The 25,628-nt window shown below is 39.5% G+C and carries 25 protein-coding genes and 1 riboswitch; of the genes, 2 read left to right on the top strand and 23 right to left on the bottom strand.

Features of this window, described 5'->3' with window-relative positions:
* Positions 1–70 precede the first annotated feature (70 nt).
* The 5 genes from GVV19_RS04500 to GVV19_RS04520 all read right to left on the bottom strand — a co-directional run bounded on the left by GVV19_RS04500 (position 71) and on the right by GVV19_RS04520 (position 5,688).
* Positions 71–619 (bottom strand): hypothetical protein, encoded by a 549-nt coding sequence (locus tag GVV19_RS04500; RefSeq protein ID WP_159640787.1) that lies wholly within the window; start codon positions 617–619, stop codon positions 71–73.
* Positions 616–1,179, bottom strand: a complete 564-nt coding sequence (locus GVV19_RS04505; RefSeq protein ID WP_159645834.1) for a hypothetical protein — start codon at positions 1,177–1,179, stop codon at positions 616–618. The genes GVV19_RS04500 and GVV19_RS04505 overlap by 4 nt, the downstream gene beginning before the upstream one ends.
* 36 nt (positions 1,180–1,215) lie before the next feature.
* Positions 1,216–3,387 (bottom strand): Tex family protein, encoded by a 2,172-nt coding sequence (locus GVV19_RS04510; protein ID WP_159645837.1) that lies wholly within the window; start codon positions 3,385–3,387, stop codon positions 1,216–1,218.
* Between the two features lie 101 nt (positions 3,388–3,488).
* Positions 3,489–5,129, bottom strand: coding sequence for a formate--tetrahydrofolate ligase (locus GVV19_RS04515; RefSeq protein WP_159645840.1), 1,641 nt, complete (start codon positions 5,127–5,129; stop codon positions 3,489–3,491).
* Between the two features lie 49 nt (positions 5,130–5,178).
* Entirely contained in the window at positions 5,179–5,688 is a 510-nt protein-coding gene (locus GVV19_RS04520; RefSeq protein ID WP_159635551.1) for a folate family ECF transporter S component, read from the bottom strand.
* Positions 5,689–5,730: 42 nt separating this feature from the next.
* Positions 5,731–5,821, bottom strand: a riboswitch (THF riboswitch).
* 172 nt (positions 5,822–5,993) lie between these two features.
* On the opposite strand from GVV19_RS04520, the gene ybaK reads away from it, so the two are divergent.
* Complete coding sequence (ybaK, locus tag GVV19_RS04525; protein WP_207948919.1) at positions 5,994–6,506, top strand: Cys-tRNA(Pro) deacylase; 513 nt, start codon at positions 5,994–5,996, stop codon at positions 6,504–6,506.
* Positions 6,507–6,519: 13 nt separating this feature from the next.
* Here ybaK and GVV19_RS04530 read toward each other — a convergent pair whose 3' ends face one another.
* From GVV19_RS04530 to accB, 12 genes are all read right to left on the bottom strand, one after another.
* Positions 6,520–7,191 (bottom strand): lysophospholipid acyltransferase family protein, encoded by a 672-nt coding sequence (locus tag GVV19_RS04530; protein ID WP_159640799.1) that lies wholly within the window; start codon positions 7,189–7,191, stop codon positions 6,520–6,522.
* On the bottom strand, positions 7,184–7,537 hold the full coding sequence (gene acpS / locus GVV19_RS04535) for a holo-ACP synthase (RefSeq protein WP_201288189.1): 354 nt from the start codon (positions 7,535–7,537) through the stop codon (positions 7,184–7,186). The genes GVV19_RS04530 and acpS overlap by 8 nt, the downstream gene beginning before the upstream one ends.
* On the bottom strand, positions 7,506–7,931 hold the full coding sequence (gene fabZ, locus GVV19_RS04540) for a 3-hydroxyacyl-ACP dehydratase FabZ (RefSeq protein WP_159640805.1): 426 nt from the start codon (positions 7,929–7,931) through the stop codon (positions 7,506–7,508). Before fabZ ends, acpS begins: the two co-directional genes overlap by 32 nt.
* Positions 7,932–7,935: 4 nt before the next feature.
* A complete protein-coding gene (gene fabF / locus GVV19_RS04545) occupies positions 7,936–9,165 on the bottom strand; it encodes a beta-ketoacyl-ACP synthase II (RefSeq protein WP_159645843.1) in 1,230 nt (409 codons plus the stop codon).
* 8 nt (positions 9,166–9,173) lie between these two features.
* Positions 9,174–9,899 (bottom strand): 3-oxoacyl-[acyl-carrier-protein] reductase, encoded by a 726-nt coding sequence (fabG, locus tag GVV19_RS04550; protein ID WP_159645846.1) that lies wholly within the window; start codon positions 9,897–9,899, stop codon positions 9,174–9,176.
* The gene (locus GVV19_RS04555; protein WP_159640814.1) at positions 9,889–10,788 is read right to left on the bottom strand and encodes an ACP S-malonyltransferase; all 900 of its coding nucleotides are present in this window, start codon (positions 10,786–10,788) and stop codon (positions 9,889–9,891) included. The genes fabG and GVV19_RS04555 overlap by 11 nt, the downstream gene beginning before the upstream one ends.
* The gene (locus tag GVV19_RS04560; protein WP_159635569.1) at positions 10,788–11,012 is read right to left on the bottom strand and encodes an acyl carrier protein; all 225 of its coding nucleotides are present in this window, start codon (positions 11,010–11,012) and stop codon (positions 10,788–10,790) included. The genes GVV19_RS04555 and GVV19_RS04560 overlap by 1 nt, the downstream gene beginning before the upstream one ends.
* 67 nt (positions 11,013–11,079) lie before the next feature.
* A complete protein-coding gene (locus GVV19_RS04565) occupies positions 11,080–12,045 on the bottom strand; it encodes a beta-ketoacyl-ACP synthase III (protein ID WP_159645849.1) in 966 nt (321 codons plus the stop codon).
* On the bottom strand, positions 12,032–12,823 hold the full coding sequence (locus GVV19_RS04570) for an acetyl-CoA carboxylase carboxyltransferase subunit alpha (protein ID WP_159635575.1): 792 nt from the start codon (positions 12,821–12,823) through the stop codon (positions 12,032–12,034). The genes GVV19_RS04565 and GVV19_RS04570 overlap by 14 nt, the downstream gene beginning before the upstream one ends.
* Before the next feature lies 1 nt (position 12,824).
* Positions 12,825–13,673, bottom strand: a complete 849-nt coding sequence (gene accD, locus GVV19_RS04575; RefSeq protein ID WP_159640820.1) for an acetyl-CoA carboxylase, carboxyltransferase subunit beta — start codon at positions 13,671–13,673, stop codon at positions 12,825–12,827.
* On the bottom strand, positions 13,666–15,021 hold the full coding sequence (gene accC, locus GVV19_RS04580; protein ID WP_159645852.1) for an acetyl-CoA carboxylase biotin carboxylase subunit: 1,356 nt from the start codon (positions 15,019–15,021) through the stop codon (positions 13,666–13,668). Before accC ends, accD begins: the two co-directional genes overlap by 8 nt.
* 2 nt (positions 15,022–15,023) lie before the next feature.
* Positions 15,024–15,437 (bottom strand): acetyl-CoA carboxylase biotin carboxyl carrier protein, encoded by a 414-nt coding sequence (gene accB, locus GVV19_RS04585; protein ID WP_159645855.1) that lies wholly within the window; start codon positions 15,435–15,437, stop codon positions 15,024–15,026.
* Positions 15,438–15,522: 85 nt separating this feature from the next.
* Between accB and fabV the strand changes: the two genes are divergently transcribed.
* Positions 15,523–16,680, top strand: a complete 1,158-nt coding sequence (gene fabV, locus GVV19_RS04590; RefSeq protein WP_159645858.1) for an enoyl-ACP reductase FabV — start codon at positions 15,523–15,525, stop codon at positions 16,678–16,680.
* Between the two features lie 22 nt (positions 16,681–16,702).
* On the opposite strand, the gene GVV19_RS04595 is transcribed toward fabV, so the two are convergent.
* The 6 genes from GVV19_RS04595 to GVV19_RS04620 form a co-directional block, all read right to left on the bottom strand.
* Positions 16,703–17,536 carry a mechanosensitive ion channel family protein gene (locus GVV19_RS04595; protein ID WP_159645861.1) on the bottom strand — a complete coding sequence of 278 codons (834 nt, stop codon included), beginning with the start codon at positions 17,534–17,536 and terminating at the stop codon, positions 16,703–16,705.
* A gap of 9 nt (positions 17,537–17,545) precedes the next feature.
* A complete protein-coding gene (locus tag GVV19_RS04600) occupies positions 17,546–18,334 on the bottom strand; it encodes a YihY/virulence factor BrkB family protein (RefSeq protein ID WP_159635593.1) in 789 nt (262 codons plus the stop codon).
* A 147-nt stretch (positions 18,335–18,481) separates the two neighbouring features.
* The gene (locus GVV19_RS04605; RefSeq protein ID WP_159645864.1) at positions 18,482–20,719 is read right to left on the bottom strand and encodes a Cna B-type domain-containing protein; all 2,238 of its coding nucleotides are present in this window, start codon (positions 20,717–20,719) and stop codon (positions 18,482–18,484) included.
* 106 nt (positions 20,720–20,825) lie between these two features.
* Positions 20,826–21,833, bottom strand: a complete 1,008-nt coding sequence (locus GVV19_RS04610) for an RNA polymerase sigma factor (RefSeq protein WP_159645867.1) — start codon at positions 21,831–21,833, stop codon at positions 20,826–20,828.
* A gap of 121 nt (positions 21,834–21,954) precedes the next feature.
* Positions 21,955–23,331, bottom strand: coding sequence for a dicarboxylate/amino acid:cation symporter (locus GVV19_RS04615; protein ID WP_159645870.1), 1,377 nt, complete (start codon positions 23,329–23,331; stop codon positions 21,955–21,957).
* A 208-nt stretch (positions 23,332–23,539) separates the two neighbouring features.
* Positions 23,540–25,618 (bottom strand): glutamine synthetase III, encoded by a 2,079-nt coding sequence (locus GVV19_RS04620; RefSeq protein WP_159645873.1) that lies wholly within the window; start codon positions 25,616–25,618, stop codon positions 23,540–23,542.
* Positions 25,619–25,628: the final 10 nt, after the last annotated feature.

A 25,628-nucleotide genomic window follows, 5' to 3' on the forward strand; every position in this document is an offset into this window, starting at 1 on the left:
GGTTATTTTAGACAGTTTTAGGTCGAAAGACAATATTGTGAAATCAAGTGCCTTTTAAACAAAAAAGAGGTTAGGCCTCTTTTTTTGAATGATAGACTTCTAGAATCAATGCTAGAATAAAACCTATTCTGAATACAAACTCCAATACTGAGACAAGCACCAGAATAATTGTGAATCCTTCAAGGAAGGTTCCGATGGAACCTACTAAAATCATCACTGTAAACGAAATGGCAAGAAATTGATAGAATCGCTTATAGAAATCATTATGCGCATTCTCTGACGCGTAAACCATTAGAAGGACATCTGCCATCCGAATTAGAACATACGTAATTAGCAAGAAATTGGATAAAATTGCGATCATTGTGAACATATCAGTTGTCATCATCGGAACAAATGTACCGCTCAAGAAGACAATCGCAAAACTTAGCATTAAGGACGCTAGACTCCAAATTAAATACTTGTTTTTGGTAATTGTGAATAACTTAAATGTTGCAAATATTTGAATCCCTAATCCAATTACCATGACAATAGGATATTGTTTCAATACTGTCGCAAGCATCGAGATGATCAATCCACTGATGAGGATCATTGTTTGCGTTATTTGGTCTTTCGTTTTCATATTTCCTCCGTCTTTAAAGATTTAGTGTTGAGATAAAGTTCTGTTAAAAGGGTTGCTACAAATCCCGCATAACCTGTAACTTCGAACACCGATACCATGACATCCAATATTGTAGGAATCGGAAAAGCAAATCCGAGTGTTCCAACGCTTACGAACATAACCATAACAAAGGATAATACTTGATAAATACGTGTCAAGAACGGATTACGCGAAAGTTTAGATACGTAAAGAATAACGAGTGCATCAGCAATTCCCATCAAAATGTAAGCTATTTGTAGTGCGAACGACTGGTTTCCAACTGTTCGAGCTATTTCTCCAGACTGAGCAAGAAGAAACGTTCCACTAATAAACGATACGCCAAAGCTTGCAATTTGCGCAATTAAACTTGCTAACAGCAACTTTGATCGCGATGGAATTAAAAGTTTCACCGTCACAAATAACTTCAAAATCAGTGATAGTGTCATGATGATTTCATTTCGCTGCATCACTAATGAGGTGATTGAGAGAACGTGACTGAGTGCTAAAACCACGTAAATTAGAACTAGTTTTTGATTTTTCATGAATGCTCCTACATTCTAGGTATCCGACATGATTTATTATGACGCATCCAAAGGTAGCATTGAAAGTTGAATTCGCTGTTTCTTGAGATCAACTTCAAGTACCCAGACTTGAACAATATCGCCAACTGAAACAACATCAGTTGGGTGTTTTACAAATTGTTTACTTAATTTAGAAATATGAACCAGACCATCTTGTTTAACTCCGACGTCAACAAAGGCACCGAAATCCACGACATTTCGAACAGTTCCTTGAAGTTCCATACCTGGTTTTAAATCTTCCATACTCAAGACATCTTTACGTAATAATGGCCCTGCCATTGATTCGCGCATGTCACGTCCTGGTTGTTTTAATGCAGCAAAAATATCTTCTAAAGTAACCTTCCCAATATCGTATAACGAAGCAAGCTCATTAATTGACATGCCTTCAATTTTGCCTTTCGTTGCTTCTGTTCCCAATTCCTCAGGTTTAATATTTGAGTGCTTTAAGATTTTTTCAGTAGTAGCATATGCTTCAGGGTGAATTGCTGTGTTATCGAGGATATACTCCCCGTTTGGAATTCGTAAGAATCCGATTGCTTGTTCATATGATTTAGGACCTAAACGCGGTACATCTTTAATCGCCTTACGATTCTTAAAAATGCCATGTTCTTCACGATAAGTCACAATGTTTTGTGCTGTTGTTTTTGTCAGCCCAGCAACGTATTCTAAGAGCTGTGGTGATGCTGTATTCACATCAACCCCAACCTGGTTAACTGCTGTTTCAACGACAAAATCAAGTGCAGTCGTTAACTCTTTTTGGGAAACATCATGTTGGTATTGACCGACACCAACAGATTTCGGATCGATTTTCACGAGTTCTGCCAGTGGATCTTGAAGGCGACGTCCAATACTTACAGCCGAACGTTGTTCAACTTGTAAATCTGGAAATTCTTTACGTGCAACATCAGAAGCAGAATATACAGATGCTCCTGCCTCATTCACAATAACGAAGGCAGTTTTACCACCAAGTTCACTTAAAGCTTTTGCAACGAAAGCTTCCGATTCACGAGACGCTGTCCCATTACCAATGGCAACGGTATCTACATCAAATTTTGTAATAAGATTTTTGAAAATTGTCGCAGCTTGAGCGCGCTTATGCTCAGGGGCCGGTTCATGTGGATAGATAACATCAATAGAACCTACTTTCCCCGTTGCGTCAACGATTGCTAACTTACAACCGGTACGATACGCTGGGTCAAATCCCATAACCGTTTGTCCTTTTAAAGGTGCTTGGAGCAGTAAATTTCTAAGATTTTCACCAAAAATATGAATTGCTTGTTTATCTGCTTTTTCTGTCATCATATTTCGAATTTCACGTTCAATGGCCGGCTTAATGAACCGTTTGTAACTATCTGTGTAACCATTTTGAACATATTCAACAGTTGCGGAGTTACTCTTGTTCCCAATTATGCGACGACGGAAGTACTCAAGAATACGAGCTTCATCAATCTCAATATCAACTTTTAAAACACCTTCTGTTTCTGCTCTGTTTAGTGCTAAAATTCGATGCGATGCAATTTTATCAACAGGCTGTGAAAACTCGTAATACATCTCATAGACTTCACGCTCATCTTTATCTGCATCTTTAACTTTACTGACTACAACCCCATGTTTTGAGGTCATATCACGAATCCATTCGCGATAACTTGGCTCATCCGAAACAACCTCCGCGATAATTTCGTGAACGCCCGCTAAAACATCCTCTCGGGTATTGAGTTCGAACTCTTCGTTTAGGTATGCGTCCAGCCCTTCCAGATTGAACGAATCTGGTAATGCCATAAACTCGATCGCTAACGGCTCTAAACCGCGCTCACGGGCGATTGTCGCTTTTGTGCGGCGTTTTTGTTTATACGGACGGTATAAATCCTCGACTTTTTGAAGAACCGACGCGTTTTGAATGTCTGCAAGTAACGTTTCCGTCAATTTCCCTTGCTCATCAATGAGACGAATAACTTCTTCTTTTCGTTTTTCAAGATTTGTAAGATACTCAAAACGGTCTGCAATTTCACGGATTTGTACCTCATCAAGACTTCCCGTAACTTCCTTACGATAACGTGCAATAAACGGAACAGTATTGCCATCTGCCATTAAATCCAAAACAGCATCAATTTGGTGTGCTTTGAATTGGTTTAATTCATTTTTTAGTAATTCATTGACATTAGTTTCCATATCTTTTCTGACCTCATTTACTACAGATAGTTTATCACAATTTATGAGTCTGTGTTGTATGCGATTTCATTTGAAGAAAAAAGAAAAGACGCATATGCGTCTTATGTTAATCCAATGACCGTACCATCATAGTCCATGTTTACAGCATTTGGTATTTTTGGTAATCCAGGCATTGTCATGATTGCTCCCAATAATACTACCAAAAATCCAGCACCCTTGGCTAAACGCACATCGCGAACATTGACGACAAAATCACGCGGGGCATTCAGTGCTTTAGGGTCATCACTAAAGGAATATTGTGTTTTAGCGATACACACTGGCAGTCCTTGCGGATAGGTTTCCAAAATCTTATCAATTTTCGCTTTCGCTATATCAGAATATTCTACCCGATTCGCACGGTATATTTCTGAAGTAACTGTCTCAATCGCTTTGTAAACATCGACAGATGCGTCATAAAGGTAATTGAAACGGTTATTTTTTTCGCACAAGGCAACAACGTGATCAGCAAGTTCGAGCGCACCCGAACCCCCTTGGCCATAAACATCGGTTAGAATGATTGAAACATTGAGCGTCGACGCTAATGTTTGAAGGTACTCAATTTCTGCTTTCGTATCACTTGGGAATCGGTTAATAGCGATCACGATGTTGTCACTATACTTCCGCATGTTCTCAAGATGCTGCTTAAGGTTAGCACTTCCAAGTGCCAACGCTTCAAGATTTTCTTCATTCAAGTCATGAACCGAAACGCCTCCGTTATACTTCAAGGCACGTATTGTCGCTACCAAAACTGTTGCATCTGGTTTAAATCCTCCAATACGACATTTGATATCGTAAAATTTTTCTGCACCCAAATCTGCACCGAATCCCGCTTCAGTTACAACGTAATCACCAAGCTTCATTGCCATCTCAGTCGCAAGAATTGAGTTGCAACCATGGGCAATATTTGCAAATGGTCCACCATGGATAATTGCCGGTGTATTTTCTAGTGTTTGCACAAGGTTAGGACGCATCGCATCTTTTAATAAGAGTAACATCGCCCCCACTGCTTCGAGGTCTTTCGCAAGGATTTCGTGACCTTCGATATCATAAGCAATGATAATATTTGACAGACGGTTTCGTAAATCATCCATATTTTTTGCTAAGCAGAAAATCGCCATAATTTCCGACGCTGCTGTAATATCAAAAAATGTTTGATGTGGTGTTTTTTTGCTTTCAATTTGAAGACGTCGTAAGGCACGATCATTCGTATCTAATGCACGTACCCAAACAATATTATTAAGATCGATTTTGAGTTCATTACCATGATAAATATGATTATCAATCATAGCTGCTAGTAAGTTATGTGCAGCCGTAATTGCATGAAAGTCACCATTGAAATGGAGGTTAATATCATCCATTGGAATAACCTGTGAATATCCTCCACCGGTTGCGCCACCTTTCATGCCAAACACTGGCCCCAAAGATGGTTCTCGAAGTGCTGTCACCGTCTTATAACCGCGTTGGTTCATCGCCATCGACAATCCAATATTAACCGTTGTTTTTCCCTCACCCGCTGGTGTTGGATTAATAGCTGTCACCAGAATTAGTTTTGCTTTTCGTGGGCGGTCTAACAGTGATAAATCAAGTTTTGCTTTGTAGTTACCATACACTTCATACTCGGTTTCTTCGAGACCAAGTTGGTCCGCAACGACACTAATTTTTTCATACTTTGCTTCTTGTGAAATTAATGCATCATTTTTCATACTATCACCCTTTCAATTACACCTAGTGTACCATAATAAAAATGGTCTATTATAGACCATTTATCAGTTTCTCACCAAATTTTTGGCGTTGTAACGCTGTGATGAGCGAACCGTTAATAATTATTTCTAGTGGGAGCATAATCGCTGACTTTAAAACACGAGGGCCAATGATTGCGGAAAAGGCTTTTCCACCCATCATATAGATCCAGGTCGAATTCAGCAACAAGCTTACAAACGCAAAATGAAAGAAAGAAATCCCAATGACCCAAAGCCACGGTTTATCCTTACCTTTCAACATTCCCCATGCTGCACCAGTTACTGCTGCAGAGACGGTAAACCCTGGAAAATAGGGCCCCGAAGGCAATAGTGTAGCTCCAATTAGATCGGCAATTATCGCGATAAGCATCGATTTTTTAACACCCATTAAATACCCAGTTACTGCTAAGGGTATAAACGTAAAGCTGATCTTTGTGATCGGAGTCGTCACACTCAATAAACGTGATACAACAATTTGTATTGCAACAAACATTGCCATCACTGCTATTTGTTTTGTTTTCATTTCAAATCCTCTTTTCTTTTCAAGCAAGTTAAAGAAAAGTTATGCAACGGAGGCAATAACACACTGCACTTTCGTTTCGTCCAGAGGCGACTTCCCATCCTTCTGGCACTTAACACATGTTATTTACTTTGCTTGATGTAACAAGAATACCAATAGCAAGGCACATATTCAAGCATTTACCCCTTTGAATTAACATTCCACATAATTCCTGATGTTTACGTTAATCCGAAGCGACAGGTACATGATTCCACACGATTTACTATATCTCGTTCAAACTCTGTGTTAGACTATTTGTAGGTGATTACATGAAAATTAAGAAAACAAACGCAATGCGTATTCTTGATCAAAAAAAATATGCATATAATATGTACGAATATAGCAAAGATGAGATAGAAAAAGGAATCGATGTGCCCACTCAAATCAATCAGCCAGCCCAAAAGGTATTTAAGACGATTGTCCTTGAAAGTGGTAACGATCATTTTGTAGCGGTTATTCCAATTTTTGATCATATCGATATGAAAAAAGCAGCCAAGGCACTTGGTGTAAAACGGGTCGAGCTTTTGCATTTAAATAAATTGTTTGATTTGACCGGATATGTACGGGGAGGATGCTCACCACTTGGCATGAAGAAACAGTTTCCAACAGTCATCGCTGACTCTGCGCAGTCGATGGATGAAATCATTGTATCAGCAGGTAAAATAGGCCAGCAGATGGGCCTTAATCCTCTTCAGCTCAAAGAAGTAACACGGGGATCATTTGCTGCCATTACAGTCGATGAAACACACACTTCAGACAGCGATATGAAAAGCGACTTTTAATAAGTCGCTTTTTTTATTGATAAGCTTGTTGCATCAACATCTCCATACGACGTTTGACTTCAAGACTTAATTCTGTTCCCTTCAATTTATTAAAAGTTTCCGGGAGCATGGGTTCGCCAAAGAACACCTCATAATTACGTGTGTTTTTCTTATAGCTATTTTTGATGTACATTGGGACAATTGGAACCGTACTCTTTCGAAGCACGGAAAACATGCCCGCTTTAAATTCAACCATTTCTTTCTGATGGGACCGAGTTCCTTCTGGAAATGCCAGTAAAGAATGCCCTTCAGTAGTATCTTCAAGTGCTTGTTTAAGTAGGGTCAATGATTGGCGTGGGTCTTCCCTATCTAACGGATACGAACGGGACATTTTCATAAATGACCCTGTTATAAAACTTGTAAACAATTCTTTTTTGGCAACAAAGCGGAATGGTGTTTCAACAATTCCTAGGGTAACGAAAATATCATTATGGGATTGATGGTTCGATAAGTAGATACAGGTACCTGGATCCACCGGTCGATTTACCGGAGTAATCGTTTTACCTCTGATACCAAAATAATGACGTGAATACATCTTCAACTCACGGTCAATTTGGTCATCTGAGCCATAACGGCGCAACCATTGCGAACGAATCCAATAATACGGCAACGCAATAAACGTTACTAACATATAAAAATTATCCATAAATAATCACCATTCCAATCGCATACGCTCCATCATGGCTGATTGAGACTGCGCCTTTATCGCTAATTGGAGCTCCTAAATCATTTTTCAAGACTTCAAAATCATGAAAATCAGTCACACCAATGCCAGTTCCCATAGCCTTTGAATATGCTTCTTTACACGCATATCGACCACAAAGAAACTCTAATCTTCGACGGGGTGTGGTAAGTTCTTCAAACAATACTATTTCCCGCTCTGTTAAGATACGTTGCAAAAAACGCGGATCAGTGACATGTTTCTCGAAACGAGGCATATGCACTAAATCGATTCCTGTTTTAATCGCCAATGGCGAATTTGATTGTTCCAAGGGCACAAACCTCCCCATTAACATACGCTTTTGCTTCTGCAATACCCATAATACTCTTGAGTTTTACGAGTTCAACATGAAGTTCTATTTGATCTCCAGGAATAACCTGTTTCTTAAATTTAAAGTTATCGATTCCAACAAAATAGGCTATTTTCCCTTTGAATTGCGGTTGCGACAACAATACAATCGCTCCAGCTTGTGCTAAAGCTTCTGTAATCAAGACGCCAGGCATCACATGTTTTTGAGGGAAATGACCCATGAATTGCATCTCATTTGCCGATACATTCTTAATCGCGACAATAGATGTTTCCGTCATCGTTTTCACCGCATCAACAAGTAAAAATGGGTATCGATGTGGAATAATCGCTTGAATATCATTTGAGTTCATTAACATAAGACTACACATCCTTTCTGAAGACAATCACAGCATTATGCCCACCAAATCCTAGGGAATTCGACATCACTGCATTAACTTCCATCTTGCGAGCGACATTGGGGACATAGTCTAAAGGACAGTCTTCGTCTGGTGTTTCATAATTTATAGTTGGTGGGACAATGCTTCGTTCCATTGCTTTAATAGACAAAACAGCTTCAATACCACCAGTTCCACCTAAAGCATGGCCATGCATAGATTTTGTTGAGGAGATTGCGACCTTAGATGCTTGATCTCCAAAAACTTCCATGATTGCTTGGGATTCAAATTTATCATTTAAAGGGGTGCTGGTTCCGTGCGCATTAATATATGAAATATCTTCTGGAACCATATTTGCATCACTTAAGGCCTGACGCATCGCATCCACAGCACCTTCTCCATTTGGAGCAGTAATATGAAAGGCATCACACGTTGAACCATATCCAACCATTTCTCCATAAATCTTTGCTCCGCGAGCCATTGCATGGTCATATGATTCTAAGACAAGGACACCTGATCCTTCACCTAAAACAAACCCGTTACGGTTTTTATCAAACGGGCGTGACGCACGTGACGGATCCTCTTCAGCACTTAATGCGGTTAAAGCATTAAATCCTGCAAGTGTATACGGTGAAACACCAGCTTCTGTTCCCCCAGCTAGCATAATGTCAGCATCGCCATATTGAATCATACGAAATGCGTCACCAATTGCATGTGTTGCGGCAGCGCAGGCTGTTGTAATACATGAAACATGACCCTTTGTATTCAGCGAAATCGCGACATTACCAGCTGCCATGTTGGGAATAATCATTGGAATAAACATTGGTGGAATTTTACCATACCCGCCTTCAAAGGCACGATTTAAGTCATTTGCAAAGGTCTGCATGCCACCCATGCCGGTTCCCATAATCACTCCAGTTCGCTTTGGATCGTGATTTTCATCATTGAGTCCAGCATCGCGATATGCTTCGTTTGCAGCATAGACCGCAAACTGACTAAAAAGATCTTGACGACGCGCATCTCGCTTGGTCAAATACTTTAGCCCATCAAAATCCTTAACCGGAGCTCCAATTTTTACTTTTAAATCTGTTGTATCAAAATGAGTTATGCGTTCAATACCACTGATACCATCAATAGCATTTTGAAACGCGGTTTCGACATCATTACCTAAAGGACTCACAATTCCGAGTCCCGTAATCACTACACGTTTTTTCATAGTTACCTCTAAATCACCATACCACCACACACATTGAGTGTTTGCCCAGTTATGTATTTTGCCTGGTCGCTCACTAAAAAGCTTACAGCGTGTGCAATGTCTTCGGGTTCCCCAAATTGTTTTAGTGCAATTGCATCCAAGATTGGTTTTCGGATGGCTTCGTCAAGAGACGCTGTCATCTCCGTTTCAATAAATCCTGGAGCAACACAGTTAACGCGAATACCGCGCGTCGCAAATTCTTTAGCAATGCTCTTAGAAAAGCCAATGAGACCTGCTTTACTTGCAGCATAGTTTGCTTGTCCAATATTGCCAACCACACCAATTACAGACGTAATATTGACGATTGCACCACTTTTTTGGCGCATCATTGGTTTCGTAATTGCTTTAACCATATTGAAAGGTCCGACCAAATTAACATCTATAACATCTGTAAAGTCAGTGGCTTGCATGCGCATCATTAAGTTGTCTTTAACGATGCCTGCATTATTGACAAGAACATCAATACGACCTTGTTCGGTCTGCACTTTTTTAATAAAAGCATCACAAGCTTCAAGGTTGCGTGCATCTACTTGATGTAATTTAAAAGTCGGTGTTTCAAGACGTGCAACATAGTCCGGTTCATAATCTCGAACATATGTTCCATATACAAGATAGCCGTCACTTTCTAACTGGCGGGCAATAGCCAGGCCAATCCCTTTTGTTGCGCCAGTTACGATTGCTATTTTATTGGTCATCAATAAGTCCTCCCAATGTTTCAGCAGAATAGACGTTATACGTTTTTACTGTATCGCCACATATCTCTTTTACAAATTTAGAAATTGACCCTTTAGGACCAATCTCTATTATTGTATCCACACCCATATCCACCATTTTTTGGATTGATGCCGCTAGTTCCGTTGGTTCGGAAATATGACGTGCTAATGTATCCACAAAATTATCTGATTGGACTTGCGCATGAATATTGTTGATGAATGAAATCTTAGGTGTTCTGAAGGGAACTGACTCAAGTACACCGCGTAACAATGCACTTGCGGGCTTGAGCAATGCCATATGGGATACCGTTGATACTTTCAAAGGTATCACCATTCGAACACCAGCTTCTTTGAGCGCTGGAATAACAGCTTCGAGCGCTTCTACATTTCCACCGATTACAATTTGTGACGGTGTATTAACATTACAAATCGCGACGTCATGTCCTTGAAGTACCGCTTCTACCGTATGACGATCAGTTTTGAGACATGCTGCCATGCCACTTGTGTACGGAGTGAGGGCATTATGCATAATTTCTGCTCGTTTTTGGATAAGCGCGAGTCCCGTTTCAAAGTCGATGACTCCTGCTTCGGTAATGGCATTGTATTCCCCTAATGACAAGCCACAAACGACATTTGCTGAAATGTTATTTGTTTCTAGTAATTGGGCAATAACTGTATGCAGTACATAGAGTGCAGGTTGGGTAAATCGTGTTTCACTAAGTTGTGATTCATCTAATTTTAAGACATCATATCCTAGTATTTGTGATGCTTGAGCGTATGTACGTGCCGCACTGGGGTACAACGCTACAAGATCTTCACCCATGGATACAAACTGCTGGCCCTGGCCTGCAAAAATATAACCAACTGTCATTACTGTTTCGATTCGATATATGCGACAATATCATTTACTGTTTTTAATGTCAGAATATCTTCAGTTGGGACTTCTACACCATATTCGCCTTCAAGTTCCATGACAATTTCCATCACAGCAATTGAATCTGCTCCTAAATCATCTAAGATTGATGCATCTTCCGCAATTGTTGCTACCTCAACATCTAAAATTTCTGCTACTATTTCTTTAATTTTTTCGTTCATAATTTTGCTCCTTTAATTTACTTTGATATTCAAACTATATAGATTTATCGTATATCTGTCAACTGAATTAGATGTCCAGCAGCGCAGTCCCGTAGGTCAGCCCACCGCCAAACGCTATCATAATTATTTTCATTCCGGGTTGAATTCGACCGTCTTTAACTGCTTCATCCAGTAATATAGGCACACTTCCCGCAGAGGTATTACCAATCCCTTTTACATTACTCAAAAATTTATCTGTGGGTACTTTGAGTGCACGTGCTGCACTATCAAGAATACGTTGATTGGCTTGGTGTGATACCACATAATCAATATCATCCATACTCAACTTATGTTTTTGAAGTATGGCATTAATTTCTGTTTCCATCGTTTTCACCGCAAATTTAAAGACATCCGAACCTTTCATTTTGAAATGTTCATGCGCAATTAAATCGCGAGGCAACAAAGGGTTGGGATGATCGGTTAAATTGGGTGCCGTAATACTTGCCAAAACATCTGTTTCGCCGCCAATGACACAATCAATCGTTCCTGAAGATGCCGCTTCCATCACAATCGCACCTGCACCATCACCAAATAAAATTGCAGTTGATCGGTCCGTAAAGTCTAGATAACGCGAGTTAAAATCAGCACCAATCACAAGCACTCGCTTGTATACTTCGGCCTTTATGAATGCATGAGCGTTTTGAAACGCATAGAGGAATCCCGAACATGCTGCATTGATATCGAACGAAGGAATGGATCGTTTAATCCCAAGGTTTGAGCGAACTTGGTTCGCAACCGTTGGAATGAAAGTATCTGGGGTATAGGTTGCCACAATAATACAATCAATGGTCTCAACATCCAAAGATGCGAGAGCTTCAAAAGCTGCTTCTGTTGCCATATAGGTTGTACTCTTATCACTAAAACGGCGGGCTTCAATTCCAGTTCTTTTTTGAATCCATTCATCGTTGGTATCCATGATTTTACTTAAGTCAGTATTGGTCACTTTAAAATCAGGCACATGTCTTCCTGTAGCAATAATTTTACTTGTTACCATGTTCTACCTCACCCATATTTCTAAATCGTTCATAACGGTGCTTTACAAGACTTGAACCACGCTTCTTCTTATACTTTGAAAGCGATTGATAAAGTTTATCACCGATTTGTTGTGCTAATTCTTGGTTATCATCATGTTCCACAATGATATCGTCAATGATTCCCAGGGTTAGAAGGGCATCACTCGTGATTTTCATATCATCAACAATTTCCTTTGCCTTCGATGCATCTTTATATAAAATCGAGGCGAAGCCTTCTGGCGAGAGTATGCTATAAATTGAATTTTCAAGCATCCATACTTCATTCGCAACAGCAAGTGCTAGTGCACCACCACTCCCTGCCTCACCAATAATAACCGCAATAATAGGAACTTCAAAGGTCATCATTTGCATCAGATTTTGAGCAATTGCTTCCCCTTGTCCGCGTTCTTCTGCACCAATACCAGGATACGCTCCTGGTGTATCAATAAACGTTATAATTGGTCGTTTAAACTTTTCAGCTTGTTTCATAAGACGAAGTGCTTTACGATACCCTTCCGGATGTACCATTCCAAAATTTGCTTTCAGGTTTTCCTCGGTATCACGCCCTTTAACAACACCAATCACAGTGACTGGCATATCTTTGAGCATGCCAATACCGCCTTTAATGGCTGAGTCATCACCAAAGTAGCGATCACCATGAAATTCCATAAAATCTGTAAGAATGGTATCGAAAATTGTTTGTGTGTTAATTCTATTCTTTGAACGCGCGCGTTCAACTTTTTCCCATGCAGTCGTCATGTTACTTACCGTGAATGCTTAGTATTTTTACGAGTTCTTGTTTCATATCATGACGTGATACGATTGCATCCACAAATCCCTTCTCTAATAAAAACTCAGATTTTTGAAACCCTTCTGGTAATGGTTGTTTCAATGTTTGTTCAATCACCCGCGGTCCTGCAAAACCAATAAGTGCTTTAGGTTCTGCAAGAATGATATCTGCAAGCATGGCAAAACTAGCAGTAACACCACCCGTAGTCGGGTCTGTTAAGACATTAATAAATAAGCCGCCATTATCTTGAAAACGGCCGACAGCTCCACTTGTTTTTGCCATTTGCATCAGACTGAGCATCCCTTCTTGCATCCGTGCGCCACCAGAGGCACTAAATACAATGACAGGTTTCTTTTGTTGCATACCGCGTTCAAAGGCACGTGTCACTTTTTCTCCAACAACAGTTCCCATTGATCCCATGAGAAAATTTGAATCCATAATGACTGCAATTACTTCATGATTGCCAAGGGTTGCTTCTCCGCAGACAACCGCATCATAGACTCCTTGTTTTGAATTTAAGTCGTCCAACTTAGAAGCGTATCCTGGAAAATTCAGAGGATCTTTTGATTTAACCCGATGGTTAAATACTCGAAAACTATCAAAGGTCATTTGCACGCGTGACGCTGCATGCATACGATAATGATGGTCGCACGCAGGACATACCCAACGATTATTCTGAATTACTTCTAGTAACTGAGTTTTTTCGCATTTAGGACATTTGTCATACATGCCATCCGGAACCTCGATTGACGCAGATAAATATTCAGGATTTTTTATTGCGTCTACTTTTGATTTTTTATCTTTTAAGTTTTTAAACATGTTTATCTCCCTTCAATAGTGTCTGAACTAATGTCGTATCATACACATTGTCTTGGAATTTTTGATTGAGAAGGATTTCGAGTTGGAAGTCCACATTAGTTTTAATGCCATCCAAGTCAATTTCCTCTAGGCAACGAATTGCTTTCTCCATTGCTTCATCACGATTGCTTCCGTGTACAATTACTTTCGCAATCATTGAATCGTAGAATGGAAGAATTTTATACCCTTGGTACACAAACGAGTCAATACGAACACCATTTCCACCTGGGAAATGAAGCCCATTCAACGTTCCTGCCATAGGTCTAAAGCCTTGATCAGGATCTTCTGCATTGACACGAATCTCAATAGCATGGCCGTTTGTCTTCAGGTCTGATTGCTTAAATGAGAGCGGCTTTCCTTCAGCAATTCGAATTTGTTCTTTTACAATATCCACGCCGGTTATTAATTCGGTAACTGGATGTTCCACTTGAATCCGGGTATTCATCTCAATAAAGTAAAAATTTTCGTCTTTATCCATAATAAATTCCAACGTTCCTGCAGAGACGTATTGAACTTGTTTCGCAGCCTTTGTAGCGACATCATACAGTTTTTTCCGGGTCTTAGATGATAGGTTTTGAACCGGTGCTTCTTCAATCATTTTTTGGTTGTTGCGTTGAACCGAACATTCACGTTCAAAAAGATGCACACTATTGCCATGCTTATCTCCTAGAATTTGAATTTCAATATGCCGGGGACCTTCTACAAATTTTTCGATATAGACGTCTGCATTATTGAATGCATTAAAAGCTTCTTGACGTGCTTGGTTAAAAGCATCTTCCAATAAAGAAGCATCATAACAAACACGCATGCCTTTACCACCACCACCAGCCGTTGCCTTGATTAACACTGGATAACCGATTTCTTGTGCAACCTGATAAGCCTGCGCTAAATCATGAATCAACCCTTTTGATCCAGGCACAATTGGTACTCCAGCAGCAATCATCGTTTCTCGGGCAGTTTGTTTATCGCCCATTTTGTCAATTAAGTCTGCACTGGGTCCGATAAAGGTAATTCCAACACGTTCACATGCACGGACAAAATCTGCATTTTCACTCAAAAAACCAAATCCAGGATGTATCGCCTGGACTTGAGTATTCACAGCAGCTTGTAGAATTGCGTTGTGATTTAAATATGAATTTTCAAGACGATGATCGCCAATACATATTGCCTCATCGGCTAACTTTACATGTAACGAATCACGGTCAACTGTTGCATAAACTGCCACTGTCTTGATGTTCAATTCGCGGCATGCACGAATAATTCGAACAGCAATTTCACCACGATTTGCGATTAAAACTTTTTGAATCATTGTCATTCAATTACAAATAACGGTTGATCAAAGTCTACCGTAGCGCCTTCTGATACATAAATTTCTTTTACGACACCTGCTTGTGTCGCTTTGATTTCATTCATTACTTTCATCGCTTCAATAATGCAAAGGATATCGCCAACCTTGACAGTTTGTCCTACTTTTACAAATTCAGGTGCATCTGGTGATGGTTTACTATAGTAAACACCGACTAACGGAGATGTCATCGCGTTGGTTGCAGATGTTGGTTCTGGATTAACTGGTGCAATCACTGCCGGAGCTGATGGCGATGGTATAAATGTATTTGTTACTGGTTTTTGTAATGCGATTTCAAAATCTTGATTTTTATAGGTTAAGGACTCAAGTCCTGATGTTTCTAAAATGTCTATTAATTGCTTGATATCATCAATGTTCATAATTTACCTCCAAACAAATAGTTTGATATTCAAACTAAATGATAATATAATGATTTTTGTAAGTCAACAAAGGAGAATCGTGTTTATGATGACAATCAAATCGTTAATTCGCGATAATATCGCACTCAACGCCCACCCAGAAGGGTGTTTCCAAAACATTAAAAATCAAATTAAAGAAGTTCAAAATCTTCCAAATATCACAGAAAAATCACTCAATGTTCTGATAATCGGTGGAAGTTCGGGCTATGGGTTAGCAACCCGTATAGCCTTAACATTCAATGCTCATGCCTATACTTACAACGTCAGTTTTGAGCGTGGCCCTAAAGGTCGTAGCACTGGAAGTGCTGGTTACTACAACAATACTGCTTTCGCTACATTGGCACAGGAAAATGGGTATGCGTCCGATGATTTGAACGCTGATGCGTTTAGCCATGAAACGAAACAAAAAGTTATTGCTGATTTTGTAGAAGCTGGTCGCAAAATTGATTTAGTCGTCTATTCAGTTGCTAGTGGTATTCGCATTCATCCCGATACCCAAGAGAAATTTGTATCAACATTAAAACCCATTGGTACGCCTTTTGAAGGATATTCAATCGATATTGCGAAAGAGACACTGTTCCAAGAATCATTACAGCCAGCAACATCTGAAGAGATCGAGAATACACGAGTTGTTATGGGTGGTGATGACTACGAACTTTGGATTGATGCGCTCCTAGAAGCCAATCTTCTAAACGACAACGCTAAAGTTGTAACCTACACATACGTCGGTTCTGAAGTCACGTATCCTATTTACAAGGATGGTACTATCGGAAACGCCAAACGAGACTTAGAACGCGCTAATGCTGCAATTAATAAAAAGCTTCAACCGATCCATGGTGAAGCTATTATTTCTGCATCGAAAACTGTTGTAACCAAGGCGTCTGTATTCATTCCAACTGTTGCCTTGTATGCAAGTGCATTGTTTAAAGTCATGAAAACAAAGCAAACACATGAGTCGATCACAATGCATAAATACCGTTTGTACAAAGATATGATTTATGGAAATCAAGCGATTGTTGATGCGGATGGGCTCTATCGTTTAGACGCGTATGAGCTAGACGCTGCAACCCAACTAGATGTACAGGCCATTTTAAATGACGTTACAGCAGAAAACTTTAAATCCATCACGGATTTCGAACAATTTAAGCATGATTTTTTAGCACTTAATGGCTTCGACCTTTCTGATGTTGACTACCAAAAATAAAAGGCTCCTTGCGGAGCCCTTTTTACTGTTTAAGATGAACTGTTTGTGTATTATATGGCATTGCGATGCCTTTTTCATCCAGCGCATTTTTTATATCTTTGCGCATACGGCGTTCAATCTCATAATTCTTGCCTGCTTCGGTTTTAACACTAACACGAACTTTAATAGCACTTTGAGCGAAGTCAACGATACCAATAACCTCAACCGGCGTAAGTGCACCCTCATAATTCATTGGAACTACAATGTCCTGTAAAGTTGAAATGATGGAATCTGTACTCATTTCATAAGGCATCGGAATATCAACATAAGCATTCATATACTCTTTTGAGTAATTAACGATAACTTTAATTTCACCGTTGGGAATGGTAATAACTTCACCTGTTAAACCATTACGCAAAATCGTCGACAATAGTGTTACTTCAACGACTTCTCCAACAGAATCTTCGATTTTTACTACATCGCCGATTACGTATTGATTTTCTGTAAGAATTAAGAATCCAGATATCGTATCACGTACAACCTCTTGTGCACCCAAACCAACTGCAACACCGACTGCAGAACCAATTGCGAGTAACGGAGCAATTGAGATGTTGAAAATTTCCAGCATGAATGTAAATGCAATGACATAGAGAATGTAGCGGATAATTTTCGCGATTAATTGGTAAATTGTGCGCTTGTTTATATCAATTCGACGTTCATTGGCAATGCGATCAATCGCACTTTCAATCGCCCGATTAATGACCCACACCCCAAAGAATAAGATTGCGGTCGCAATAACACGTTGTGCAAATGGCGACGAGATATATCCCCATAACGATGTAACATTATCAACTTCAGTTTTGAATTCTGGTGACATAACTACCTCCTAAAACTTAGTTAAGAATCGGATAAGGCGATTCTTTTCTGGCAATTCTGATTCATTGTCTCTAAAGACATAATTGATGCTATAACCAAAGAAAATAATCCAAGCAATAAACCATCCTGAGATTAATAAAATCATTATAGATGCTAGCGGACCATAAATGGTTTGATAATTCGTAAAGCGATTAATATAAACGAAGAATAGTTGCCCTAAAAGCAATAATATTAATGCTGCTATAATAGCGCCTGGAAGTACCTCCCGCCACTTTGTGTAGCGAAAAGACATCAGACGGTAAAAAACCATAAAGAAGCCAATGACCAATGGAATGACAAAAAGTTTGTATGAGAAGTCAAAGAATCCCATAACCAACCCCACACTTGCAACTCCAACTAAAATCAGCAAGAAATAAGCAACCGATAGCCCACGAAGTAACCATCCATTAACCGATACTTGATCTTGCTCACTGCTCAGAATTAGAAATGAGTAGATACTTTTGGACCCAACCCATACACTCGCCGCAAACAATGTAATTAAGAGTCCCAAATTATCAAAGTTAGAAGCTGAGATATAAAGTACAAACGGCTCAATTAAGTCTTTCGGTATATAACGTTGTAGAAATGAAATAAGTTGTTCTACTGGGACAACATATTTCCCAATAAAAACAACCGCTAAAATTAAAATGGGAGCGATCCCAACGATTAGTGAATAAGCAAATGCATATGTGAAGAGTGTTCCTTCATTTGATGACATCATTGTAAACAATGCCTTTAGATTTTTTCGATATTTTTTCATAAGAGTCCCTCATTCTTATCATAACAAAAAACGTGGCAATGTTTCCACTATGTGAGGGGATGATTCGTTACAGTTTTCTATAGACCCTATTATAAGTAAAAAAACCGCAATTATTTGAAGTTGCGGTTTTCTATTTATTTGTGACTATTAATGTTTTGGACGACGTTTCATCCGTGATGTGAGCATCATGGCAAAACCACCCACTATCAAGATCCATCCATAATTATTATCCGCCAATCCTGTTTCTGGTAACACCGGTTTAGGATTTAATGTATTTGTGATGTTGAAGCCTTCGATCCGTGTTATATAGCCTGCAACAGCATCCTCACGAACTGAATACTCAATACTTCGTTCTCCTGAAAATTTTGGTAAATTCGCAAATTCATAGTACCAAACATCACCGGCTTTAGACCACACAGGTTTAACATTTTGAACCTCTTTACCATCAGCATATAGGCGTACTGTAATAGCATGAGGACGTTGTCCTGATTGATTGGATTGATCAACCCATGTTTTCGTTCCTTGAATTGAAATCAATTCAAGCGGCGGTTTCACGAGCGTATTCGTAATATTGAAGTCTGTGATATTTGTTTCATAACCCGGTACCGTATCCTCGCTTACAGTATAGATAATTGTTTGAGTGCCATTCATTTTCGGAAGACCCTTAAACGTATAGCTCCACACATCACCTACTTTAACCCATGTCGGTGTAACATTTGTTACCTCAGTACCATCTGCATACAAGCGTACAGTAATTGCTTCAGGGCGTAGTGAACTTTGACCATCAACCCATGTTTTGGTTCCATTGATTGATACAAGTTCTATCGGTGGTTCAATTTTCGTGTTTGTAATATCGAGTCCTGTTTGTGTTGTTTGATAACCCGGTACCGCATCTTCTGTAACGGTATAGGTAATATTTTCACCTTCATGGGTTTTCGGAACATCCTTAAATGTATAAGTCCATACATCACCTGCTTTGGTCCAGATTGGTGTAACATTCGTTACCTCAGTTCCATCTGCAAACAAGCGTACAGTAATTGCTTCAGGGCGTAGCGGGCTTTCACCATCAACCCATGTCTTGGTACCACTAATTGAAATAAGCTCTACCGGTGGTACGATTTTCTCGTTCTCCACCGTCAATTCGAAGACACCATTAGCAATCAGTAAATCATTAGGTATCGCAATTGGGCTTTCCAGCAGTAGATAGCCATCTGGTGCAACGGTTTCTTCTAACGTATAATCATCCTTCAATAAGTCAGCAAACGATACGACACCATTCACATCCGATGTACTCGTTGCCATGATTTGATTGGTTCGGTTTCGTGTCAGTGTAAACGTTGCACCTTCAAGCGGGTTGCCTTGTGCATCAACTTTCAGTAGTTTGATTCCGTGGTTGTACCCATTTGCTCCACCACCTGCGGAATAATAAACAGTATTTCGAACCACTTCTTTAATGATGACATCTGTATCCTCAAGTTTGGCATAGTTTTCGAATTTTTCATCAGTCACAGGTTGATAAGAAATCGACGTAATATATTGAACCATGTATTCATCAGAATTCAATATTTTCCCAAAATCAATACTAAAGGAGCGGTTGTCATCGCCAAATTTGATCTCGAAATCTGCCGTCACATCAACACCATTATCCATACGCCATACACCTTGAGCATCGAGGATCCAATCACCTTTTAAGATCTTAAACGATGACAACTCATAGTCTAAGCCAGCTGTTCGTAATTCATCATAAACAACAGCAGCATTGAAAGTTCCACCTGATGGATTAATACGCAGAATGTTTTGGATTTGAGTACCTTCTTCGTTTAAGAACCAGTTATACTTCGAGAATTTTTCGTTTGGATCATCGCTATTATGTTCAATTTCGATTGTCCCTCCGGAAATAACCTCACCATTAATATCAATATCAATTTGAACTGTCTCCCCAACCTGAGTTGTGGTTGTATCAATCCGTGTGAAGAATTCCAATGATCCTGAGATGTTCGAATTTTTTTCGATGTAATCTGTATATACGAGCTCTGCTGTTTTTGTTAGTGGATTGACGGTAGCATACGCAACAATGTTCCCCAGGCTATCTTTCATTTCGAATTTATTATTTCCTTCAAACTTAAGAGCATCGGGTAGTTTAATGTTTGTATAGTCTCCTTTTTTTCCGATGTTATTAGGAATTTTAAAGTCCAACGCAAACTTAATAACTGTATACTGATTTGCTGAACCAATGGCTTCCCCTTTTTCATTGGTTACTTTTGCATTCAATATTTCTAACGCAATTTCTTTACGATCAACCGCCTCAATCGGTTGAATCACTGGTGCAAGTGACAGCATAATACTGACAACAATCACCATTACAATACTTAATTTTCGTTTCATGTTTTCAAGCTCCCCTCTGATTGATTATCCGTTTTACGGTAAACGGAAGACTCTCTCACTTAATACAACGAATCAGCCCTCCAAAAGTTTTAAAACTTTCAAAATATTATTCTAATCCATTCACCAGATATTTCCGTGTTGCACTCACAGATTCATTGACTTCATTTTGATAGGTTATGGTAATTTCGATAAACGAATTGTTACTCAGTTGTGTATTAGGATCAATACGCACTTGTGTTTCACTGCGTTCCTGATTAAAACAAGTACCTGTTTTAGCATATGCATGCCCATTTCCAGAGTGTCCAACAAACGAAACATCCAAACACGAGAAGAGTTCATCAGCTGAATTACCCGCTACTTCAGAAATAGGTGGATTGCTTGCAGTGCTTGTCGATTTAGGAAATGAATAAACCATACCCATGACAACCATTCCGACTCCTATCCCCCCTACAACGCGTCGTTGAATATGTTGTGATGAACCTTCTCGGTGCAACATTCGAATGAGAAGATATGAAGAGAAAATCGGAAAGACACTGAGAAGGCGCTTGCCGTCTTGAGTCTTTTCATGAAGGACTTGTGCTAATTTCTTCTTGCCGTAACGAAGATTACTCTTTACGGTATTCCGATTCAAATTCAATTCTTCGCCTATTTCCTTAATCGAAAGATCTTCAAAGTAGAATAGAACGATGCAAAGTTGCTGATCTTTTGGTAATTCTTGAATTGCACCATACAATAGATCGTTCCGTTCTTGTAACATCGCTAGTTTGTCAGGATGTTCAAACCGGCTTTGATTCGCGGTATCTTGACTTAACGATTGCAACACTTCAATCGATTCCACAGATATATCTCGCTGTTTCTTTAGCGAATCAATAGCACGATTCCGCGCAATGGTCGCCACCCATGGACGGAAATTTTCAAGTGTTGGTGCTTCAAGTGTGTCGATGCGAGCAAATGCACTCGAATACACATCCTGCACAATGTCATCCACATCATTTTGATTATTGGTAATTTTATAGACGATATTGTATACCAAATTTACCGTTTCATCATACATTTCTGCGAAAAATCCATCGTATTCTGTTTGCTTTAAATCATTGGTTCTCGTGTTTTCCATAACCTTAATCCCTTACTGAGCATACTATTACCATAACATCAATTGATTTGAAAGGTGTGAGAAATTTATGTGTGCTTCTTAAGATATCGCAAATAAAACAAAAAAAAGCGCCTAAGCGCTTTTAAGATTCTATTGATGGAGTTGCAACTGTTTGAGTCTCCCACCCTTTATGAAAGAGCGTTTCATCAACCATATCTAGTTCATGAGCGACACATAATGCACTCACGCCATCATCCATAACATTTGCCGCAGTAACAAGCATTTCGACCGGACGGTTGATTGCGAAAATAAAGCTATATGCTGCAAGTGCCTCTGGATTAACATAACCCATCCCACTAATAATTGTGAAGAGTAAGACTGCACCTGCGCCAGGTGCTGCTGGGGTACTTATCGACCCAATTACAACGAGTGCAATAATGGAAATCATTTGAACTACGCCAACTTCATAACCGCCTACTGACGCTATGAACAAGGTTGCAACAATTTGCATAATGGCCGTTCCAGTCATATTGATGGCAGATGCAAGTGGCACGATGAACGAAGCAATCGCTTCATCAACACCTAAATCATGCATTACCGTTTCTTGCGTTAAAGGTAAGGTTGCTGCAGACGAAGATGTGGAGAAACCAAACGCAATTACCTTATACATTTTCTTTAGGAAAATAACTGGAGATAACCCTGTACGTACCAACACTATTAATGGGAAGACTACAAACATCAAGACCAGTAAGGTTAAGGATGTCAATACCATGTAAACCATTGCTGGTTGCAGATAGTTTGTTCCATAAGATGCAAGCGTTCTAACCAATAAGGCAAAGATTGCGAATGGTCCAAACTTAACAATGACGATTTCAAGAAGTTTCATCGTAATAATGTAGACTTCGTTGATGAATTTACGTAGGATATCGATTTGATCGCGTACACTTTGCATGACAACACCAACGATAAGCGCAAAGACAACTACCGCAATGATGTTTCCGTTATTTGAAAGCATCGATACAAAGTTATTATTGAAGGCATTTAAGACAATCATCAAAGGATTAGTGTCGTTAACCGTTGTTTGAGCAAGCTCAATCGATTCAAGATTCGATAATTGGAACCAACCCATACTGTAACCAAAATAACCAACTGTTGTTCCAAGGATAACTGCAACAGTGAGGAGCAAAATAAAGTTCTTAATACCTTTGGTTGCCAGCTTGTTGAGTAAACTTGACTCACGAATATGATCAATTGCTTTAATAATTGAAGTAAAGATTAGAGGAACTAAAACAATTTGCAAGAGTCTCATAAAAATTTGACTTACTATGTAGAAGATTCCAACTGCATTTTTATTACCTGGTGCACTGATATCGGCAAACAACAATTTGTCTATTGATGTCCAAAGTGCTTGATGATTAGTTGATATTAAATACTCACGCAGAAAAATGAACCCAATTCCAACAATTAGGCCCAATGCGAGGGTGATGAGTATCTTACGTGTAAAATGATTCTTAGCCATGAAATGTACCTCCGTATGTATGATCTGACTTTTCGAATCAAATAAGAACGTGAAAAGATATACGGAAAACATGACTAGTTTCTTAGTGTGTATGTTTCCTTATAAACATCTCTGTGCTTACTTAAAGGATTCGTATGTATCTTACCAAAGTATCCTCTTTTATGCAATGATAATCCTCTAAAAAAAACACATCACGTGTGATGTGTTTTTATACATGAAACAATAAATCGCTATATGTTGGGAAAGGATACAATGAAGCATCCATATATGTCTCTAATTGATCCGCATCAACACGAATCGATGCCAACAGTTTAACAACTTCTCGATCAAGTACAAGGCATTGTGCATCAAGATCTTTATTAACCACACCTTGAACCAATCGTTCCATTGCTTGGATTTTTTCCACAATACGGTCACTAAGATTTATAATTTGAGCGTGACGCGTTGCTGCATAGTGCCCTGGTAGTATTGTACCGTTCGGTAACATGAATGCCTGAACTTGTTTCATCGCAGCCGGCAGTAATTGACGATTTATCATCTGAATCAAGGTTAATGCTTCTGTTCGCACGTCTTCCACATAGCGATGACGTGCAATTTCATAGCGCGCCTCCAATTCACGACGATTTAGGACGCGTGTTTTCTCAAACATATTTTGTGACTTGTCCAAGAGTAATGAGTGGGTCGACTCAAGATAGGTTGTAAGATTTGCAAGCCCTCTGTGGGACGCTTCTTCAATCCACGATTCATGATAACCGTCACCACTAAATAAGATCCGATGATGGGCTTGCACAATTTGTTGGCAAACTTCAAGCGCACGTTCGCGGCTTTCCTGAACATATTTGTATTGTTCCAATTCATCTGCAATTGATTCAAGTGACTCTGCCAGAATGGCACACAATACAGTATTTACGAAAGCACTACAGATTGCAGAACCCGGCATACGGAACTCAAATTTGTTACCAGTGAACGCAAATGGTGATGTTCGGTTGCGATCGGCACTATCTTTACGCGTAGCCGACAAAGATGCTAAAGGACTAAAGTACTGATCATCTTTATTAAGCGTTAATTCTTTCGTCTGCATCAATTGATTGAGAATCGACTCTAATGTCTGACCCACAAACATTGATATAATTGCAGGAGGCGCTTCACTTGCACCCAAGCGATAATCATTACCCGGAGTAGAGGCAGCAAATCGGAGTAATTCTGCGTGTGTATCTACAGCACGAATCATGGCACTTACAAAAATCAAGAAGCGAACATTTTCGTGAGGACGATCACCAGGATCGAAGAGATTGAGTCCAGTATCTGTGACAAGTGAAAAATTATTATGCTTTCCTGATCCATTAACCTTAGCGAATGGTTTTTCATGCAATAATGCATTCATATTATGTTTTAACGCTACACGCTCTAAGGTTTCCATTACGAGCATATTCTGATCAATCGCTATGTTCGCCTCAGCATAGATTACAACAATTTCAAACTGCGCAGGGGATACTTCATTATGCTCTACCTTTGCATGAATTCCTAATTTCCATAACTCCTCATTGACCGCTTCCATGTAATCAATAACTTTCGCTGGAATAGCTCCAAAGTAATGACCTACATGTTCTTGATCTTTCGGTATTTCATGACCGAGAAGGGTTCGTCCCGTAAATTTTAAATCGTCTCGTGCTTGAAACGTTTCACTATTTACGAGAAAGTACTCTTGTTCTAAACCGACCATTGCGCGGACCGAAGTGACGGACTTATCACCCAACGCATGAACGACTCGAGTTGCTTGTTCACTTAATGCATCCATCGCCTTAATTAATGGTGCTTTTTCATCCAGTGATTCTCCATGGTAAGCAATAAAAATTGAGGGAATGAAGAGAACATGGCCACGCAAGAATGCCGGTGAGGTCACATCCCAGTATGTATAACCACGAGCCTCGAATGTTTGCCGAAGGCCACCATTGGGAAAACTAGAACCATCAGTTTCACCTTTGATTAGATTTTTTCCTGAAAAGCGGGTAATTGTTTCACCACTTGGAGTGACTTCAATAAATGCATCATGTTTTTCTGCGCTAGAACCCGTCATTGGATGAAACCAGTGTGAGTAGTGAGTAGCACCATTTTCCATCGCCCAAACCTTCATCGCGTGCGCAATCGCGTCAGCAGTTTCCCGATCCATCGGTTCCTCTTGACTTACCGACCGTTCCCATTTCAAAAAGACTGGCCTTGGCATATATTTACGCATTTTTTCTGACGAAAATAGTTTTATTCCAAAATTATCCATGATATTTGTCATATTTTTCTCC

Origin of the sequence: Erysipelothrix anatis (genome assembly GCF_009828745.1) — a bacterium.
In the GTDB taxonomy this organism is placed as follows: Bacteria; Bacillota_I; Bacilli_A; order Erysipelotrichales; family Erysipelotrichaceae; genus Erysipelothrix; species Erysipelothrix anatis.